General features: G+C 59.9%; 14 protein-coding genes. 10 read left to right on the forward strand and 4 right to left on the reverse strand.

From position 1 onward, the window contains the following. Positions 1-47 precede the first annotated feature (47 nt). From ACNAZA_RS18295 to ACNAZA_RS18305, 3 genes are read left to right on the forward strand one after another with little or no spacing between them, the layout of a single operon-like run. Positions 48-881 (forward strand): vWA domain-containing protein, encoded by an 834-nt coding sequence (locus ACNAZA_RS18295; protein WP_415797957.1) that lies wholly within the window; start codon positions 48-50, stop codon positions 879-881. A gap of 9 nt (positions 882-890) precedes the next feature. Beyond that, on the forward strand, positions 891-1,646 hold the full coding sequence (locus tag ACNAZA_RS18300) for a hypothetical protein (protein ID WP_415797958.1): 756 nt from the start codon (positions 891-893) through the stop codon (positions 1,644-1,646). After that, positions 1,627-3,339 (forward strand): serine/threonine-protein kinase, encoded by a 1,713-nt coding sequence (locus ACNAZA_RS18305; protein WP_415797959.1) that lies wholly within the window; start codon positions 1,627-1,629, stop codon positions 3,337-3,339. Before ACNAZA_RS18300 ends, ACNAZA_RS18305 begins: the two co-directional genes overlap by 20 nt. A gap of 156 nt (positions 3,340-3,495) precedes the next feature. Here the strand turns inward: ACNAZA_RS18305 and ACNAZA_RS18310 are convergent, their stop codons facing one another. Beyond that, the gene (locus ACNAZA_RS18310; RefSeq protein ID WP_415797961.1) at positions 3,496-4,359 is read right to left on the reverse strand and encodes a ComEC/Rec2 family competence protein; all 864 of its coding nucleotides are present in this window, start codon (positions 4,357-4,359) and stop codon (positions 3,496-3,498) included. A 215-nt stretch (positions 4,360-4,574) separates the two neighbouring features. On the opposite strand from ACNAZA_RS18310, the gene ACNAZA_RS18315 reads away from it, so the two are divergent. Together ACNAZA_RS18315 and pdxY are read left to right on the forward strand one after the other, a co-directional pair. Continuing rightward, positions 4,575-5,036: a RidA family protein gene (locus ACNAZA_RS18315; protein ID WP_415797962.1), complete on the forward strand. Its 462-nt coding sequence runs from the start codon at positions 4,575-4,577 to the stop codon at positions 5,034-5,036. A 90-nt stretch (positions 5,037-5,126) separates the two neighbouring features. Beyond that, a complete protein-coding gene (gene pdxY, locus ACNAZA_RS18320) occupies positions 5,127-6,008 on the forward strand; it encodes a pyridoxal kinase PdxY (protein ID WP_415797963.1) in 882 nt (293 codons plus the stop codon). 127 nt (positions 6,009-6,135) lie between these two features. Here pdxY and parC read toward each other — a convergent pair whose 3' ends face one another. The 3 genes from parC to ACNAZA_RS18335 all read right to left on the reverse strand — a co-directional run bounded on the left by parC (position 6,136) and on the right by ACNAZA_RS18335 (position 11,522). After that, positions 6,136-8,526 carry a DNA topoisomerase IV subunit A gene (gene parC, locus ACNAZA_RS18325; RefSeq protein ID WP_415797964.1) on the reverse strand — a complete coding sequence of 797 codons (2,391 nt, stop codon included), beginning with the start codon at positions 8,524-8,526 and terminating at the stop codon, positions 6,136-6,138. 118 nt (positions 8,527-8,644) lie between these two features. Then, the gene (locus tag ACNAZA_RS18330; protein WP_415797965.1) at positions 8,645-9,475 is read right to left on the reverse strand and encodes a lytic transglycosylase domain-containing protein; all 831 of its coding nucleotides are present in this window, start codon (positions 9,473-9,475) and stop codon (positions 8,645-8,647) included. 64 nt (positions 9,476-9,539) lie between these two features. Next, the gene (locus tag ACNAZA_RS18335; RefSeq protein ID WP_415797966.1) at positions 9,540-11,522 is read right to left on the reverse strand and encodes a DNA topoisomerase IV subunit B; all 1,983 of its coding nucleotides are present in this window, start codon (positions 11,520-11,522) and stop codon (positions 9,540-9,542) included. 217 nt (positions 11,523-11,739) lie between these two features. Here ACNAZA_RS18335 and ACNAZA_RS18340 point away from each other — a divergent pair, with 217 nt between their 5' ends. The 5 genes from ACNAZA_RS18340 to dapA all read left to right on the forward strand — a co-directional run bounded on the left by ACNAZA_RS18340 (position 11,740) and on the right by dapA (position 15,742). Next, entirely contained in the window at positions 11,740-12,966 is a 1,227-nt protein-coding gene (locus ACNAZA_RS18340; protein ID WP_415797967.1) for an MFS transporter, read from the forward strand. 3 nt (positions 12,967-12,969) lie between these two features. Then, positions 12,970-13,116 carry a hypothetical protein gene (locus ACNAZA_RS18345; RefSeq protein WP_415797968.1) on the forward strand — a complete coding sequence of 49 codons (147 nt, stop codon included), beginning with the start codon at positions 12,970-12,972 and terminating at the stop codon, positions 13,114-13,116. 42 nt (positions 13,117-13,158) lie between these two features. Next, the gene (locus ACNAZA_RS18350) at positions 13,159-13,971 is read left to right on the forward strand and encodes an SDR family oxidoreductase (protein WP_415797969.1); all 813 of its coding nucleotides are present in this window, start codon (positions 13,159-13,161) and stop codon (positions 13,969-13,971) included. Between the two features lie 44 nt (positions 13,972-14,015). After that, positions 14,016-14,591: a class I SAM-dependent methyltransferase gene (locus tag ACNAZA_RS18355; RefSeq protein ID WP_415797970.1), complete on the forward strand. Its 576-nt coding sequence runs from the start codon at positions 14,016-14,018 to the stop codon at positions 14,589-14,591. A gap of 254 nt (positions 14,592-14,845) precedes the next feature. Next, on the forward strand, positions 14,846-15,742 hold the full coding sequence (gene dapA, locus ACNAZA_RS18360) for a 4-hydroxy-tetrahydrodipicolinate synthase (RefSeq protein ID WP_120966710.1): 897 nt from the start codon (positions 14,846-14,848) through the stop codon (positions 15,740-15,742). The last annotated feature ends 19 nt before the right edge of the window (positions 15,743-15,761 follow it).

A 15,761-nucleotide genomic window follows, 5' to 3' on the forward strand; every position in this document is an offset into this window, starting at 1 on the left:
GTACAAATTAGCCAATAGTTAACTTTCCAATCCAGGAGCAGAGACTTATGTCGCACGAGGCCCAGATCAGCCGGAACAATCCCACCGCATTTCTCTTTGTCGTTGATCAATCGGGCTCGATGTCGGATCGCATGTCCATTGGAAAAAGTAAGGCGGAATTCGTCTCCGATGCACTGAACCGGACACTCATGAACCTAATTGGTCGTTGCACGAAATCAGAAGGCGTGCGCGACTATTTTGAGGTGGGTGTGATTGGTTATGGCGGGCAAGGAGTCGATAACGGCTTCTCTGGCTCTCTCGGCTCGCGCGTACTCAATCCTGTGTCGGCGATTGAGCAGAATCCAACTCGTGTAGAAGACCGCAAGAAGAAGATGGATGATGGCGCAGGTGGCATCGTGGAGACTTCTGTGAAGTTTCCCGTCTGGTTTGAACCACGCGCCGATGGAGGGACACCGATGCGCTCAGCGCTAGCAAAAGCAGCCGAGGAAATTGCAGCTTGGTGCGATGCCCATCCCGAGAGCTATCCCCCCACGATCTTGCACGTCACCGATGGTGAATCTGGCGATGGAGATCCCGAAGAGATTGCAGCAAACCTCGGACAACTAAGCACCAATGATGGTCCTGTTGTCGTAATGAACATCCACGTCAGTGCACTGGGTGCCGATACTATTAAGTTCCCCGGTTCAGAGTCGGGCCTACCCGACAACTACGCAAAGATGCTCTTTCGCATGTCAAGCTCGCTACCTCCGCATCTTGCTGCTTTCGCGAAAGAGAAGGGCTACAACGTCACCTCAGAGTCACGCGGCTACATGTTCAACGCTGAGGCCGGTGAAATCGTCGACTTCTTCGACATCGGTACGCGAGCATCCCAGCTCCGCTAACCAGCCGTTATGCGAGCTCTTTTCGTTGGGACCTGCGCGAAGGAGCCCGATAAGCCAGAAGCAAACGAGGACGCTTATGCCTTCTCTGCTGACCGACAACGCTTCGTGTTGAGCGATGGAGCCAGCGAGTCCTATGACTCGCAGCTCTGGGCCAACATGTTGGTACGTAAACTCGCACACGATCCCTACTTCAATCAAGCATGGATCACAAGCGCAATATCGGCCTACCAAGGTGAGCATGACTTCGCCACGATGAGTTGGTCGCAACAACTCGCTTATGAAAAAGGTTGCTTCGCAACCCTAATCTCCGTTGAGCACGATGCGCTCAATAACCACCTTGCAGTCTTTGGTGTAGGTGACTCAGTCGCCGTGCTCCTCGTGGGCCTGGAAATTGTTCGCGCGTGGCCATTGGACCATCCAGACAGGTTCAAGGAGCGACCGACTCTTCTTTCCACACTACGAGCACACAACGAATTCACCAACGCACCCGATTTCAACTCACGAGCACGCATTGAGCTGGAACTAGCTGCATTTCCAGAACCAACTCTTCTCTGCATGACAGATGCACTTGGTGAATGGACGCTAAGAATGGCCAGCGACGAACCAGAACGCCTGGCGGATCTCTTAGCGGTTCGCAGCGAAGAACAACTCGCGAAACTAGTCCTCAATGAACGTGAGGCAAAGCGCATGCGCGTGGATGACTCGACTCTAGCAATTCTGAAATTCGACAATGAGGACGACGCCAGTGGCGTACCCCACTCTTGAGCAATACAACAACGCATTCTCCGCGCACCGCACGCTATTAGCGGACACGGAGCTTCGCTCAGGTGATCTCGCCATCAGCGGTCTTGGACTACCGTTGGCGATCAGCGGTGGCTTTGCCCTAACCTATACGATAAGCACACATGGGCGCAAATTTGCAGTTCGCTGCTTTCACAGGGAGTCAAAGGGCCTCGAGCGTCGCTATGCCGCAATTTCAAAAAAGCTCGCGAGTCTGCGATCACCTTATTTCCTAGACTTCCAGTTCCTGCCGCAAGGTATTCGAGTCGATGGATCCGCCTACCCCATAGTGAAAATGGCATGGGCGAGTGGAATAACGCTTGGCGAGTTTCTCGAGGACAACCTCAGGAATTCATTGGCACTAGGACGACTCGCTGACGCTTTAGCACAGCTCGCCACCTATCTGGAAAGAGAAGGCATCGCTCACGGAGACCTTCAAAGCGGCAACTTGATGGTGAGCCGTGACGGCTCGACTGTGCAGTTGATCGACTATGACGGCATGTTCGTCGACGAAATCAAGGACTTGGGCAGTGCGGAGCTCGGACATGTCAACTTTCAGCATCCACAACGCAAGTCTGTCAATCCATTCGACGCAACGCTAGATCGCTTTTCTCTCATTGCCCTAACGCTGGCGATTAGGGCATTGCAAGCAGACTCATCGCTCTGGGATAAAACAAACTCAGAGGCAGACGCGATCATCTTTCGTGCCAACGACTTTCTGGACCCTGCCAATTCCAGTGCATTCGCGCTCGTCGCCAAAAACCCGAACCTCGCCTCCCACGTCAAGAATTTTGCCGCTGTGTGTAAGTCGCCGATGGCGCGAGCTCCCGGATTGGCAGACTTCTTGGCAGGTAGAAATATTCCCGCTGTCAGCGTCGTCATCCAACCTGCTCAGGTCGGTTCGAATCTGGCCACAACATCAGCCCGACCAGGCTATATCGGCGCATATGCCGTGCTCTCTGCTACCGACTATGCAGCATGCTTCAAGGCAGTCGGTGACAAGGTGGAAGTTATTGGGCGCATCGTCGAAGTCAAGCATGACAAGACGCGGCGGGGAGGCAAGCCCTACATCTTCATCAACTTCGGGCCATGGAAAGGCAACATCTTCAAGGTATCAATCTGGCCGGACGGCATGGCGCACGTTAAGTCGAAACCTGATGAATCCTGGGTCGGTAAATGGGTCAGCGTCGTGGGACTTATGGAGCCGCCGTTCAGCAGCCAGAAGTTTGGCTACTCGCACCTTTCTGTCTCTGTCGGAACTGCGGGGACAATGACCCCCATTACTGAGCAAGAGGCAAGATGGCGCCTCGCGGGAGCAGGAAAGGCCGCAGGGAACTTCACCGCAGCCACCTCGAGCAATCAGCAGACACTGGATAGAATCAAAGGCATTTCGGGCTCAGTGTCGGCTATCTCATCTTCGAGCGCCTCAACCTCAGCTCCGGCAACCTCCTCGAACACTCAGGTTCTGCAAAAGATCCGAGCCGCCTCCGCGTCCTCGCTACCAGCATCATCACCTTCTCCAAGCTCGGCGGGACGTAGCACTTATCACCGGTCGAATTCTGCCGGACGTAGCTCCACGCCCTCTCAGCCACCAAGTTCCACAGGGCGCTACACCTATCAGCCTCCACAGCAGCGGCCAGGGATCATTGCGCGCCTGTTCAAGTGGCTCTTGGACTAAATCGACACCGGCCTAAACAGGATGAATTGTCTCCCTGTGTCTCAGCGCAGATTTCATTTGTCAGCGCAAAAATATCTGGCGCAAATTTCTTTTGTTAGTTTAGCTTCTCAAGATTAAAGAAATTTCATACAAATCAGACGCTTAACAGCGCAGGTTTTATTTGTCTGTCACCAGCTCTATGGCTTGCTGATCGCCCACCGCCAGCGCCGCAACTACGCCTATCGCTTTGCGCCGGGTTGACGCATCGGTCTGCGGGAGCAGCTCGGCTTGCGCACGAATGCGATTTCGCAGCCATTGACGCCATCGCTGCAGCCGGTAGTCGGAGCCCAGCTCCAGCAGCACCGGCTCCGGCTTTTCACGCACATAGCCCGTGGCCTGCACGCCCTGCTCCCATTGCTGCAACTCATAATCAAAGCCATGTGGATTGCGCGAGCCATGAGGGCGCTTGAGGCGCACCGTCATGCGCCAGCGCTGGCCCGGCACAAGAGCCCTGCCCTGCGCCCAGGGCGCCACCCTGGGCTTTGCTGCCTCCTCCTCCCGGTCAAACGCCTCATACCAGGAGAGCGCTATGAGCGCGGGCACACCCGGCGTTTGCGTCTGTGCTTGGGGTTTGTCCACGGCAAAACGCCAGCGCTGGCCGTTGCCCGTGTCCTGCAGCATGGAGGCAATCGTGCCCTCCACTTCTATATCGACGGCCTCCAGCGATGGAGGCAAGGTATGGGCCAGATAAGCATGGGCACGCCAGCCGCTGAGACCTGCCACCAGACAGGCTGCCGCCAGCAGCGGCCCCAGTTGCAGCCAAGCCATTCGCACCCAGGCCGCTGTGGAGTGTGCTCTGAAGCGCCACACGGCAAGCAACAGCAGCACGCCAAAGAGCAGCAGCACCGGATAGGCCCAGAAGGCCCAGAGCCGGGCTTGCGTCACCTGCCACGCGGCCCCCAGCACGCAGCCGCACAGCGCCGCCACCCACGACGGACGCGAGCGCAATGCTCCGGCAGTGACCACGCTTGCAGACGGCATCCGCCATGCTAGAGCGCAGCACCTGCCCTGCCGATTGCGGCAATCCCTGCCCCTGCAGATCATGCAAAAAAAACACCGCTAAGCGCAGATTTTCTGTGCGCTTTGCGCTATCAAATTCGTATCTCTACGCATCCATGTTCGCTGTCGGCAGCGATCCGGCAGGCTGCAGCCTGTGTCAAACTCATTGCCTCGTTTTGCCAACCCCTGGAGCTTTCATGAGCGTTTACGACAAACTCAAAGAACTCAACATCACCCTGCCCGAAGTCGCCGTGCCCGCAGCCGCCTATCTGCCGTATATGCAAAGCGGCAATCAGCTGTTTCTCAGCGGCCATGTGGCCAAGAAGAACGGCCAGCCCTGGGTGGGCAAACTGGGCGAGAACATGAGCACCGAAGAAGGCAAGCAGGCGGCGCGCGCCGTGGCGATTGACCTGCTGGGTACGCTGCACCATGCCACCGGCGGTGATCTGAACCGCATCAAGCGCATCGTCAAGGTCATGAGCCTGGTGAACTCCTCCACCAGTTTCACCGAGCAGCATCTGGTCACCAATGGCTGCAGCGAGCTGTTCGCCCAGGTGCTGGGCGAAGCCGGCAAGCATGCCCGCAGTGCCTTTGGTGTGGCGCAGATCCCCATGGGTTGCTGCGTGGAAATTGATCTGGTGACCGAGCTGGCGGATTAAAAACCCAGGACTTTCTCTGCCAGCCCCGGCCTATTGCATGTCTGTGCCTGGCTGGGGCTGCACCACCGCATTGCGAACCTCATTGCCATCATGTCCACGCCTTTAGTTCTCTCCATTCAATCGCATGTAGCTTACGGCCATGTGGGTAACGACGCGGCCATGCTGCCGCTGCAGCTGCTGGGCATAGAGCCGGTGGCCGTGCATACCGTGCAGTTCTCCAACCACACGGGCTATGGCGAGTTCAAAGGCCAGGTGTTCACGCCTGCGCATATCGGCGACGTGCTGGACGGCCTGCGCGCGCGTGGCGTGCTGTCGCGCTGCGTGGCCGTGCTCTCGGGCTATCTGGGCGATGCCGGGGTGGGTGAAGCCATCCTGGCCGCCGTGCAGGAAGTGCGCGCAACCCAGCCGGCAGCGCACTATCTGTGCGACCCGGTAATGGGTGACGTGGGGCGCGGCCTCTTCGTGCGCCCCGGCATTCCGGAGTTCCTGCGCAAGCGGGCGCTGTCCCAGGCCAGCGTGATTACGCCCAACCACTATGAGTTCGAGCTGCTGTGCGGTGGCAAGCCGCTGACCAGCGTGGCGGCAGCCATCGAAGCCGCACGCGGCATGCTGCCCCATATGCACCAGCATCCGTCGGCCTTGATAGCCATCACCAGTCTGCGCACCGAAGATCTGCCCTCCGAGCGTCTGGCCACGCTGGCCGTGACCGCCTGCGAGGCCTGGCTGGTCGAGACCCCGTTTGTAGATCTGCAGCCACTGCCCAATGGCATGGGCGATGTGTTTTCTGCCGTGTTGCTAGGCCATCTGATCCAGGGTGATGCCGCACCTGAGGCTGTCGCCAAGGCCGTCAGCACCCTGTATGCCCTGGTAGCCAACACCGAGTCGGGCCAGCGCGATCTGCCGCTGGTCGCCTGCCAGGCCCAGATCCGGCAACCCACGCAGATCTTTAGCGCACGGTCGGTTTCGCTATGATTTTTTCTGCATTTTTCATGCACCAAAACTGTCGCTAGCCATTGATTAGAAAGCGCAATCTGCTATAAAAAAGCCGTACTTCATCAAAGTACGGCTTTGGTTTTTGGGCTTTTGCAGCAGCGCCGGCTTATTCCACGCGGGTTACCGTCTGGGGCTTGAAGCCCAGGTCCGCTGCCTTGCCCTTGCGGCCGCGCGTGCCACGGGCGTTGTTGAGGCTGCGGATCTCCAACGACTCACTGCGCGCCTTGCCGCCACGGCCAATGCCGTCAAGGCGGATGCTGCGGGTGTAGGCTGCAGCACCGGCCAGCGTGTCCTTGTCTTCCAGACCCAGCAGCATCAGGCCACGTCCGCCCTTGGGCATGGCTTTGAGCTCGCTGATCTCGAAAGTCAAGATGCGGCCGCCCACCGAAGCACAGATCACATGGCTGGCAGGTGCCAGCAGACCCGCGCCCTGCTCGCCGCCAGGCACATGCTCGGCACGCGCATTCATGGGCACGCCATGCACCACCGATGGCGCGCACAGCGTCTCACCCTCGCCCAGCGAGACAAAAGCCTTGCCCGCCTTCTGGCGCGAAATCATGTCACCCACCGTGGCCGTAAAGCCGTAACCGCCCGAGCCGGACAGCAGCAGCTGCGTGCTTTCCGCCCCGGCAAAGTAATACAGCAGCTGCGTGCCCGCCTCCAGCTCGATCAGCGTGGTCACCGGCTGACCGTCGCCACGCCCGCCGGGCAGGGCCGAGACCGGCACAGAGTAGACCCGGCCGTTGCTGCCAAAGGCAATGAGCTGATCCACCGTGCGGCATTCGAACGTGCCGTGCAGGCTGTCGCCGGCCTTGAAGCTCAGCGTCTCCGCCTCCACACCGTGGCCGTTGCGCGTGCGTATCCAGCCCTTGTCGGAGATGATGACGGTGGTCGGCTCATCCACCACCTTGACTTCGGCCACCACCTTTTTCTCTTCCTGGATCAGGGTGCGACGCTCGTCGCCAAAAGTCTTGGTATCGGCCTCGATTTCCTTGCAGATCAGGCGGCGCAAAGTGGTTTCGCTACCCAGAATGTCTTCCAGCTTGCCTTGCTCGGTGCGCAGCTCCTTGAGCTCCTGCTCGATCTTGATGGCCTCCAGCCGTGCCAGCTGGCGCAGGCGAATTTCAAGAATGTCCTCGGCTTGGCGGTCGGAGAGATGAAACTCCTCAATCAAGGCCTGCTTGGGCTCATCGCTCGCGCGAATGATGGCAATGACCTTGTCGATATTGAGCAGAACCGCCTGACGGCCTTCCAGAATATGAATCCGGTCCAGCACCTTGTTCAGGCGGTGCTGGCTGCGACGGGTCACCGTCTGAAAGCGGAAGGCAATCCACTCTTCCAGCATCTGGCGCAGCGACTTTTGCACCGGCCGGCCATCGAGGCCGATGCTGGTCAGATTGATGGAGCTGGACGACTCCAGGCTGGTGTGGGCCAGCAGCGCCGTGATCAGCTCCGATTGCGGAATCTTGCCAGTCTTGGGCTCGAACACGATGCGCACCGGTGAATCCTTGCTCGATTCGTCGCGCACGCCGTCCAGTACCGCCAGCATGCTGGCCTTGAGCTGGGTCTGATCCTGGGTGAGCGTTTTCTTGCCGGTCTTGACCTTGGGGTTGGTGATGTCCTCGATCTCTTCGAGCACCTTCTGGGCCGAAACGCCGGGCGGCAGCTCCGTCACCACCATCTGCCACTGGCCACGTGCCAGCTCCTCGATCTTCCAGCGCGCGCGCACCTTGAGACTGCCGCGACCGGTGCGATAGGCCTCGGCAATATCGTGGCTGCTGCTGATGATCTGGCCCCCGCCCGGATAGTCGGGACCGGGAATCATTTCATTGAGTTCCGCATCCGCCATGCCCGGCTTCTTGATCAAGGCCACGCAGGCGCCAGCCACTTCGCGCAGGTTATGGCTGGGGATTTCGGTGGCCATGCCCACGGCAATGCCACTGGCGCCATTGAGCAAAGCAAACGGCAGGCGGGCCGGCAGCTGCTTGGGCTCTTCGGTGCTGCCGTCGTAATTGGGCACAAAGTCCACCGTGCCCATATCGATTTCATCGAGCAGCAGGCCGGTGATCTTGGATAGACGCGCTTCGGTGTAACGCATGGCGGCTGCGCCATCGCCGTCACGGCTGCCGAAGTTGCCCTGGCCGTCGACCAGCGGATAGCGCTGATTGAAGTCCTGCGCCATGCGCACCAGAGCGTCATAGGCCGACTGGTCGCCATGCGGGTGAAAGCGACCCAGCACATCACCCACCACGCGGGCACTCTTGACGGGTCTGGCCGCCGTGTTGCCGGTAGGGCCGCCATAGGACAGACCCATGCGATCCATGGCGTACAAAATACGGCGCTGCACGGGCTTCAAGCCATCGCTGACATCGGGAAGGGCGCGGCCCTTGACCACCGACAGCGCATATTCAAGATAGGCGCGCTGGGCATATTGTCCCAAATCCAATGCGTCGCCCGCGGCCTGCTCGGCCAAATCCAAAGTGCTCTGATCGCTCATGAAAAAACTGCTGAATTCAAATTCTTGTTATGCAGGGCAAGCTCAACACCCCGTTGGCTCAACCCCGCGCACCGGCATGGCCCATCCCAGCCATGCACCCCATGATGAAGCGTCCGCCTCAGTCGACCTTGCCGGGCAAGGTCATGCTCACACGACCGTAGACAAAGCCCTCGAACTCGGCATCGTTTTTGACGCGAAACGTGGACCGAGACTGACCCGATTGCAACTGCTCGTAAATTCCGGTGACGGCCTTGACGTAATTGCGGGTCTCGGGATAGGGAGGAATGGCCTGACCAGCCTTTTTGACCGCTCCTTCGCCCGCGTTATAGGCCGCCAGCACCAGATCCAGCCGCCCCGGAAACAAGCTCATCAGGTAGCTGAGATAACGGGCCCCGGCGGGCACATTGACGGCAGGATCGACCAGCTTTTGCTGCACGCTCAGCTTGGCGCTGGAGCTGACGCCAAAGCGTTCGGCCGTGGCCGGCATCAGCTGCATCAAACCCACAGCCCCCTTGGGCGAAACAGCGCCGGTGTTGAATCCCGACTCCACGGCGATCACGGCTTTAATCAAGTCGTAATCCACCCCGGTTTTCTCGGCGGCTTTTTGCAGATGAGGCCGCACGCTCTTGTAGCGCGGCAAGCCGTCAAAAAAACTTGGCGTTCGCGTGCTCTCCTGCGGGTCGGCTGCCCCGAGATCAACCCCGGGTTTCATGGTTTGCCCGCTGCTGTCATAGACCCAGCCCTTGAAATAAGGCTGGTAGCGCTCATCCAGCGCCGCTGAAGCGAAGTGGGTGATACCGAACTCGTCCACATAAGCCCATAGATCGGCATGGGCCAGCGATGCACCACCCAAGGCCGTGGCAGCCAGCGTCAGCTTGAACGCAGCGCCACGCACCCACCCGCGAAGGCCGGAGTAGCCGGCTGGCCATATTTTCAACAGGGTCTGCATGATTGAACTCCTGTAAACCTGAGGCCCGGGCTGGCAACTGTCGCCAACCCCGGGTATCCCGCTATCAGATATCAAGCTCCACGGCATCGCCATGCAACTCCATGAGCTCACGACGGGCAGCGGCTTCGCCTTTGCCCATGAGCTTGGTCACGACCTGTTCGCACTGTGCGAAGTCCAGATTCATGAACTGCACCGGCAACAGGCGGCGCGTATCGGGGTTGAGCGTGGTTTCCCACAGCTGCTCGGCATTCATCTCGCCCAGGCCCTTGAAACGGCTGACCTGGCATTTCTCGCGCGGCACACCATCCTTGGCGCATTTCTCCATGATGGCATCGAGCTCGCCCGCATCCAGTGCATAGACCTTGATGGCCGGCTTCTTGCCGCGCGCAGGTACATCCACACGGAACAGCGGCGGCAAGGCCACGTGGATATGGCCCGCCTCGATGAGTTTGGGGAAGTGCTTGAAGAACAGGGTCAGCAGCAGCACCTGGATGTGGGAGCCGTCCACGTCCGCGTCCGACAGGATACAGACCTTGCCATAGCGCAGACCGGATAAATCCGGCTCGTCATTGGGGCCGTGCGGGTCCACGCCCATGGCGACCGAGATATCGTGGATTTCATTGTTGGCAAACAGCCGGTCGCGGTCCACCTCCCAGGTATTGAGCACCTTGCCGCGCAAGGGCAGCACCGCCTGGGTTTCCTTGTTGCGCCCCATCTTGGCGCTGCCGCCGGCCGAATCACCCTCGACCAGAAACACTTCGTTGACCGAGAGGTCGCGGCTTTCGCAGTCGGTCAGCTTGCCGGGGAGCACGGCCACGCCGCTACCCTTGCGCTTTTCTACCTTCTGGCCCGCTTTTTGGCGGGTTTGCGCGGCCTTGATGGCCAGCTCCGCCAGCTTCTTGCCCCAGTCCACATGCTCGTTGAGCCACAGTTCCAGCACCGGGCGCACAAAGCCCGAGACCAGACGCACGGCATCGCGCGAATTCAGACGCTCCTTGATCTGGCCCTGAAACTGCGGATCCAGCACCTTGGCATTGAGCACATAGCTGGCACGGGCAAACACATCGTCCGGCATGAGCTTGACGCCCTTGGGCAGCAGCGAGTGCATGTCGATGAAGGCCTTGACCGCCTGGAACAAGCCATCGCGCAGGCCACTGTCATGCGTGCCGCCCGCCGTGGTGGGGATCAGGTTCACATAGCTTTCGCGCAGCGGCGCACCGTCTTCGGTAAACGCCACGCACCAGGCCGCACCTTCGCCTTCGGCAAAGCTGTCGTGATTGCGGTCGGCAAATCCCTCGCCCTCGAACAGGGGAATCACAGGCTCGCCATGCAGGCTTTGCTGCAGATAGTCGCGCAGCCCGCCCTTGAAAAGCCAGACCTGGTTGTCCCGGGTTTTCTCGTTGCTGAGCGAGACCGAGACGCCCGGCATGAGCACGGCCTTGCTGCGCAGCAAGTGCATCAATTCGCCGGCGGGCAGGGCTGCCGATTCAAAGTACTTGGCATCGGGCCAGACACGCACCGTCGTGCCGTGCTTGCGCTCACCGGACTCCAGCGGACGCACCTTCAAGGGCTCGACCACATCGCCGCCCGAGAAGGCCAGCGTGGCCTGCTGACCATCACGGTGCACCTGCACCTCCAGCCGGGTGGCCAGCGCATTGGTCACGGACACGCCCACGCCGTGCAAGCCACCCGAGAAGCTGTACGCGCCGCCATTGCCTTTGTCGAACTTGCCGCCGGCATGCAGACGGGTGAAGACCAGCTCCACCACCGGTGCTTTTTCTTCGGGGTGCAAGCCAAAGGGAATGCCGCGGCCATCGTCTTCCACGCTGAAGGAGCCGTCGGCGTGGATGGTGAATTTGATTTTCTTGCCATAACCGGCAAGCGCTTCATCGGCCGCGTTATCTATCACCTCCTGCAGCACGTGCAGGGGGTTGTCGGTACGCGTATACATGCCGGGACGCTGCTTGACTGGCTCCAGACCCTTGAGAACGCGGATCGAGCCTTCGGAATATTCGCTAGCGGTAGAAGAGGAAGGTTTAGCTGCCATGGGGGCGAATTGTAGTGGCCTCTCCAGATTGACGCTGGATAAATTCACAGTTGTTTACTTCCCAATACTCTCGCACAAAGCCGTATCGGCTGTCTTGGCCAGGGTTGGATCACGTTTTCGGGCAGCAGAGCGTGCCGCGCACGCGACGACGCCAGCCACCGCACAAGCGCTGGTTTCGTTAAAGTCTGATACCGATCCGAACGTTTTGCGCAACGCCATGACTACCCAGACCAACCAACAGCCGCTGTCCATGGCACAGATTCTTCTGTGCGGTGGCGCCATCGTCACCCTGTCCATGGGCATACGCCATGGCTTTGGTCTGTGGCTGCAGCCCATCACGCAGGAGATGGGCTGGACGCGCGAGAACTTTTCCCTGGCCATTGCCGTACAGAATATTTCCTGGGGCATTCTGGGTATTTTCGTAGGCATGCTGGCCGATCGAATGGGCGCTTTCAAAGTGCTGATCGGCGGCTCCATGCTTTATGCCCTGGGCCTGGTCGGCATGGCGCTGTCGCCCTCCACCCTGGCTTTTACGCTGACGGCCGGTGTGCTGATTGGCGCGGCGCAAGCGGCCACCACCTATACCGTGATCTTTGGCGTGCTGGGCCGCCAGATTCCGGCCACGCGGCGCAGCTGGGCCATGGGGGTTACGGCAGCGGCGGGCTCCTTCGGACAGTTTTTCATGGTACCGGTCGAAGGGGCGCTGATTTCCGCCTTCAACTGGTCCAATGCCTTGCTGATTCTGGCCGCCTTTGCGCTGTTGATCGCCGCTCTGGCCTTTGGTCTGCGCGAGCCGGGCTTTAGCAGCGGCAAGCCGCCGGTACGCGAGCAGACCGTGGGGCAAGCCCTCAAGGAAGCCTGGAGCCACCCCAGCTTTGTGCTACTTACGGCCGGCTACTTTGTCTGCGGCTTTCAGGTCATGTTCATTGGCGTGCACATGCCCAGCTACCTCAAGGACTTCGGCATCGCCCCCCATGTGGCCAGCTACTCGCTGGCCCTGGTCGGTCTGTTCAATATCTTTGGCACCTATCTGGCCGGCAATCTGGGCCAGAAAATGCCCAAGCGCTATCTGCTCTCCGGCATTTACGCCCTGCGCTCGGTGGTCACCGTGCTGTTCTTGCTGGCGCCGCTGTCGCCATGGTCGGTCTATGCGTTTTCAGCGGCCATGGGCTTTCTGTGGCTGTCCACCGTGCCGCTGACCAATGCCACCGTGGCCCAGATCTTTGGCGTGCAGCATTTGTCCATGCTCAGCGGCTTTGTGTTCTGCAGCCATCAGGTGGGCAGTTTCATGGGCGTGTGGCTGGGCGGCTATCTGTATGACCTCAACGGCAACTACAACATGGTCTGGTATCTGTCCATTGCCCTGGGCATTTTTGCCGCCCTGGTCAATCTGCCGGTGCGCGAAACAGCCGTGGCACGCGGCACGCGCCCACAGGGAGTCTGAGCCATGCAAGGCAAACCACGCTCACTGGCTTGGTGGCAGCGCGCGCTGATCTGGGTTGCCGTTGTTGCCGTGCTGCTGGCCGTGTTTGCCCTGTACACCCGGGCGGATTTCATGGTCACACTGGCGGACCAAGTTTGGGCCTGCTTTTAAGCTGTTGGTCATCCGGCCCAGGCGGCATGGCCGGGAGTGTTCATGCCCCGCATCATCATCACCGGCGCCTCGGACGGCATAGGTGCCGAAATGGCCCGCCAACTGGCCGCCTCCCACCAAGAGCAGCTGCAGATCACGCTGGCGGCACGCAATCAAGAGCATCTGCAGGCCGTGGCCCGGCAATGCCAGGCTGCGGGAGCGCAGGTGTTGGTCGTACCCACCGATGTCTCCGATCAAGCGCAGTGTCGCAGCCTGATCGATCAGGCCGTGCAGCGCTTTGGCGGCCTCGATGCCCTGCTCAACAACGCAGGCGTCTCGGCCCATGCGCTGTTGAGCGAAGTCGATGCCGCGCACCTGTCATGGTATGAACAGCTGATGCGCATCAACTTCTGGGGCAGCGTGTGGTGCACCCACGCAGCGCTGCCGCATCTGAAGGCCTCCAGGGGCTGCATCGTGGCCGTCTCGTCGCTGGCCGGGCTGATTGGCGTGCCGGGCCGCACAGCCTACAGCGCCAGCAAATTTGCCATGGGCGGCTTTTTTGAGGCACTGCGCACCGAACTCAAACCCAATGACGTCAGCGTGACCCTGGCCTACCCGGGCGTGGTCGATACCCGCATCCGCTATCACGGCTACAACGCCAAGGGCGAGGCGGCAGGGGTCAGCGGTCTGAAGGAAGACGCTGCCATGCCGGTGGCCGAATGCGCGCAGCTCATCATTCGCGGCATGAACCGCCGCCAGCGCGAAGTGCTGATGAGCCGCAAGGGCAAGCTGGGCCGCTGGCTCAAGCTGATTGCGCCGGGACTGGTGGAGAACATGGCGCTTGCAGCCCTCAAGGACGAAGTGAAACCCCATTGAGCGATGACCAGAAGCCAAGCGGCGCTGCTATAGTTTTCGGCAAGATGATTTGCCCCAATCCAGCTGTTGCAGCCACTCCCGCCCATGGTGCCCAGGCACATTCCGAATGGATCACCCGCTTTGCCCATCTGGTGCAACCCGGAGGCACCGTGCTGGACCTGGCCTGCGGCCTGGGCCGCCACACCCGGCTGTTTCATGCATCAAATCATGCAGTGACCAGCGTGGATCAATCGCATGAAGCTATTCAATCAGTAGCAAACATTGCAAACGCCATTGAAACCGACATTGAAGCCGGTCCCTGGCCGCTGGCTGGACGCAGCTTTGATGCGGTGGTTGTCACCAACTATCTTTGGCGCCCTTTGTGGCCGCTGATTCTGGCCAGCGTCAAACCCGGCGGCGTTCTGCTGTATGAGACCTTTGCCCAGGGCAATGAAGCCTATGGCAAACCCAGCCGCCCGGATTTTTTGCTGGCTCCCGGCGAACTGCTGCAAGTTTGTCAGGGCTGGACGGTGGCCGCCTACGAGCACGGCGTGCTGCATCAGCCAGACCGCGTGGTACAGCGCATTGCCGCCATCCGGCCTGCAGAGTCCGCCACTGACCCGGCCCCGCTGCAGGCCTGATCACCTTGAATGTCCAAGGCTTTCCAAACCGTTCGAGCTGCCTGGATGCACCCAGGCAATGGCGAAGCGGGCAGGAAAAAGCCTGACAGACACACAGCAATCCGACATCGATACAATTAAATTTTCGTCAAATCGTCAGATAATTAAAACAATCTGACAAAAAACCCGATTTGCCCGCAGCTTGCGCAGTTAAACCACATATTTACCTGCGGCCCTGTTTGTAGAATGACCTTTTCCCGTTTCATATTGCGGACATGACATCACCTTCCGTTGCTCTCACTGGCAGCATTGTTGCCCTCATCACGCCCATGCACCAAGACGGTAGCGTCGACTACCCGGCGCTGCGCAAACTCATAGACTGGCATGTGGCTGAAGGCACGGATTGCATCGGTGTGGTCGGCACTACCGGTGAATCGCCCACAGTCAATGTGGAAGAACACTGCGAAATCATCCGCGTCTCGGTGGAGCAGGCGGCAGGCCGCGTCTCCATCATGGCTGGCTGCGGTGCCAACAGCACGCACGAGGCCATCGAACTGGCCCGCTTTGCCAAGAAGGTCGGTGCAGACAGCCAGCTGCAAGTGGTGCCTTACTACAACAAGCCCACGCAAGAAGGCCAGTACCAGCACTTCAAGGCCATTGCCGAAGCCACAGGTGATCTGCCACTGGTGCTCTACAACGTGCCCGGCCGTTCGGTCGCCGATATGCAGCACGAAACCGTGCTGCGCCTGGCCCAGATCGACAGCATCGTCGGCATCAAGGAGGCCACGGGCAATATCGAGCGCGCCCAATGGCTGATTCGCGATGTGCCCCAGGGCTTTGGCGTCTACTCTGGTGATGATCCGACCGCAGTGGCTCTGATGCTGTGCGGTGGCCATGGCAACATCAGCGTGACGGCCAACGTGGCCCCCCGCCTGATGAGCGAGCTGTGCAAGGCGGCACTGGCCGGCGACGTCAAGCGTGCGATGGAGATCCAGTTCAAGCTCATGCCTTTGCACAAGAGCCTGTTTGTGGAAGCCAATCCCATTCCGGTGAAATGGGCAGCAGCCCGCATGGGTTTGTGCAGCCCCGCGATGCGCCTGCCCATGACGCCTTTGAGCCAGAATTTGGAAGCTACAGTAGAGGGTGCGCTGACCCAAGTCGGCTTGCTCTGAGCGAGTTGAGATAAGCTAG

The organism is Comamonas aquatilis, assembly GCF_965139575.1.
Classification (GTDB): domain Bacteria; phylum Pseudomonadota; class Gammaproteobacteria; order Burkholderiales; family Burkholderiaceae_C; genus Comamonas; species Comamonas aquatilis.